Annotated in this window: 2 protein-coding genes; one reads left to right on the top strand and one right to left on the bottom strand. The window is 33.8% G+C overall.

Features of this window, described 5'->3' with window-relative positions:
• Window positions 1–1,457 (bottom strand): acetyl-CoA carboxylase biotin carboxylase subunit (locus U9R42_08870; GenBank protein ID MEA3496130.1); only part of this gene is annotated, 1,457 nt, incomplete at its 3' end.
• Between the two features lie 113 nt (window positions 1,458–1,570).
• Between U9R42_08870 and U9R42_08865 the strand changes: the two genes are divergently transcribed.
• On the top strand, window positions 1,571–2,713 hold a 1,143-nt coding region (locus tag U9R42_08865), incomplete at its 3' end, for an acyl-CoA carboxylase subunit beta (GenBank protein ID MEA3496129.1).

The raw sequence follows: 2,713 nt of genomic DNA, 5'->3' as shown, positions 1-2,713 counted from the left end.
TTTGTGCCTGTTGTAGTATTAATTATTTCAGCACTTTTCTTTTTATCTTCATTAATTATTTTTGCAGCTAACATTGCGGCTATTTCTGCTTCTTCATGAATATCTTGATTTAAAAATTCAGGTTCAAAATGCTCACTTACAAAATGAGTGTCAAATTTTGCATCAATAAATGCTTGGTGTTTCATAACAAAAACACAGAAGGGTAAAATTGTTTTAACTCCGGAAATTCTATATTCACCTATGGCTCTTATCATTCGTTTTATTGCAATATCTCTTGTTTCTCCGTAAGTTATAAGCTTTGCAATCATAGGGTCGTAATAAATTGATACTTCCATTCCTTCTTCATAGCCATCATCAACTCTAACTCCTTTTCCTTTTGGAGGAATATAAGTATTTAATGTACCTACGGCAGGGCTAAAATTTTCTGCAGGATCTTCAGCATAAACTCTTACTTCTATTGCATGACCTCTTATTTTAATATCTTTTTGCTTTAAGCTTAATTTTTCGCCTCTTGCAATTTTTACTTGTTCAGATACTAAATCAGTGTGTGTAATATATTCGGTAACTGTGTGTTCTACTTGCAAACGTGTGTTCATTTCAAGAAAATAATAATTCATTTTTTCATCAAGAAGAAACTCAACTGTTCCTGCACCAACATAATCAACAGCCCTTGCAACATCAATTGCACTCTTAGCCATTTTTTCTCTCAACTCTTCTGTTAAAATTGCAGAAGGAGCTTCCTCAATAATTTTTTGATGTCTTCTTTGAATTGAACATTCTCTTTCAAAAAGATGAACAATATTTCCATGTTTATCAGCAAGAATTTGTATTTCTACATGTCTTGGAGAAGCAACATATCTTTCAATAAATACAGAACCGTCACCAAAAGAAGATTTTGCTTCACTAATGGCTCTTTCCATCTGTTCTTTCAATTCTTCTTCTTTTTCAACAACTCTCATTCCTTTGCCACCACCACCGGCAGCAGCTTTTATCAATATTGGAAATCCAATTTCTTTTGCAATTTTCATGGCTTTTGCAGTATCACTTACTGCGTAATCTGTTCCCGGTATCATTGGAATATCAAATTCTTTTACAGCATCTTTTGCTGCAAGTTTATTTCCCATTATTTTTATTGCAGAGGGAGTGGGTCCTATAAAAGTAATATTTTCGTTTTCAACCTTTTGTGCAAAGTCTGCATTTTCAGAAAGAAAACCATATCCGGGATGTATTCCATCAACATTTAGTTCCTTGGCAATTTTTAGTATTTTATCACCCAAAAGGTAAGATTCGGAAGAGGGGGGAGGTCCTATATTTACCGCTTCATCGGCATAGCGAACATGAGGTGAGGAACGGTCGGCATCTGAATAAACGGCAACGGTTTTTATTCCCATTTCACGTAAAGAACGCATAACTCTTAAGGCAATTTCACCACGGTTTGCAACAAGTACTTTTTTCATAAATTCTAAAATTGAAAAATAAAAATATTTAAATATCTTGAACAAAATTACAATCATTTATTTGAATTTTGCTATTTTTGAATAATAATTTTTTCAAAGAGAAAACTTAAATTATGACAGATAAAATAAAAAAACTTGAAGAACAACGTAAGGAAGCATTGTTGGGTGGCGGACAAAAAAGAATAGATGTACAACATAATAAAGGTAAATTAACAGCTCGTGAGAGACTTCATTTTTTATTAGATGAAGGTTCTTTTCAGGAAATGGGAATGTTTGTAAAACATAGGTCAAAAGAGTTTGGACTTGAAAAACAAAGACCTCTTGGCGATGGTGTAATTACCGGATACGGTACTGTTAATGGAAGATTGGTTTATGTTTTTTCTCAAGATTTTACTGTTTTTGGTGGTTCGCTTGCTGAAAAATATGCTGAAAAAATTGTGAAAATTATGGACCTTGCTATGAAAAACGGTGCACCTGTTATTGGACTTAATGACTCGGGTGGTGCAAGAATTCAAGAAGGTGTTGTTTCATTGGGTGGATATGCAGATATTTTTTACAGAAATACTCTTGCATCAGGTGTTATTCCTCAAATTTCCGCAATAATGGGACCCTGTGCAGGTGGTGCTGTTTATTCACCGGCAATTACCGATTTTGTGCTAATGGTAAAAAATACTTCTCACATGTTTGTTACAGGACCAAATGTTGTAAAAACTGTTACTCATGAGGAAGTGTCAATGGAAGATCTTGGTGGCTCGGATGCTCACGGTGTAAAATCAGGTGTTTCTCATGTTAGCTGTGATAACGAAATGAAAGCTATTGAAGATGTGAAAACACTCCTTTCTTATATGCCTCAAAATTGTGAAGAAGAACCGCCATTATTACCATACAAAAATACGAAAACTGAAATTGTTGAGGGATTAAATTCAATTATTCCCGATAATCCTAATACTCCTTACGATATTAAAGAGGTTATTGATTTAACTGTTGATGAAAATTCATTTTTTGAAATACATAAAGATTTTGCTGAAAATATTGTTGTAGGTTTTTCACGAATAGGTGGTAGAAGTATTGGTATTGTTGCTAATCAACCTGCTTTTCTTGCCGGTGTTCTTGATATAAATTCTTCAAAAAAAGCTGCTCGTTTTGTTAGATTTTGCGATGCTTTTAATATTCCTTTATTAGTTTTTATTGATGTACCGGGATTTTTGCCGGGAACAGACCAAGAGTGGAATGCAATAATTGACAATGGGGCAAAA

The sequence above is a fragment of the Bacteroidota bacterium genome (assembly GCA_034723125.1).
Classification (GTDB): Bacteria; Bacteroidota; Bacteroidia; order CAILMK01; family JAAYUY01; genus JAYEOP01.
This window is presented reverse-complemented; position numbering and strand designations above follow the sequence as displayed.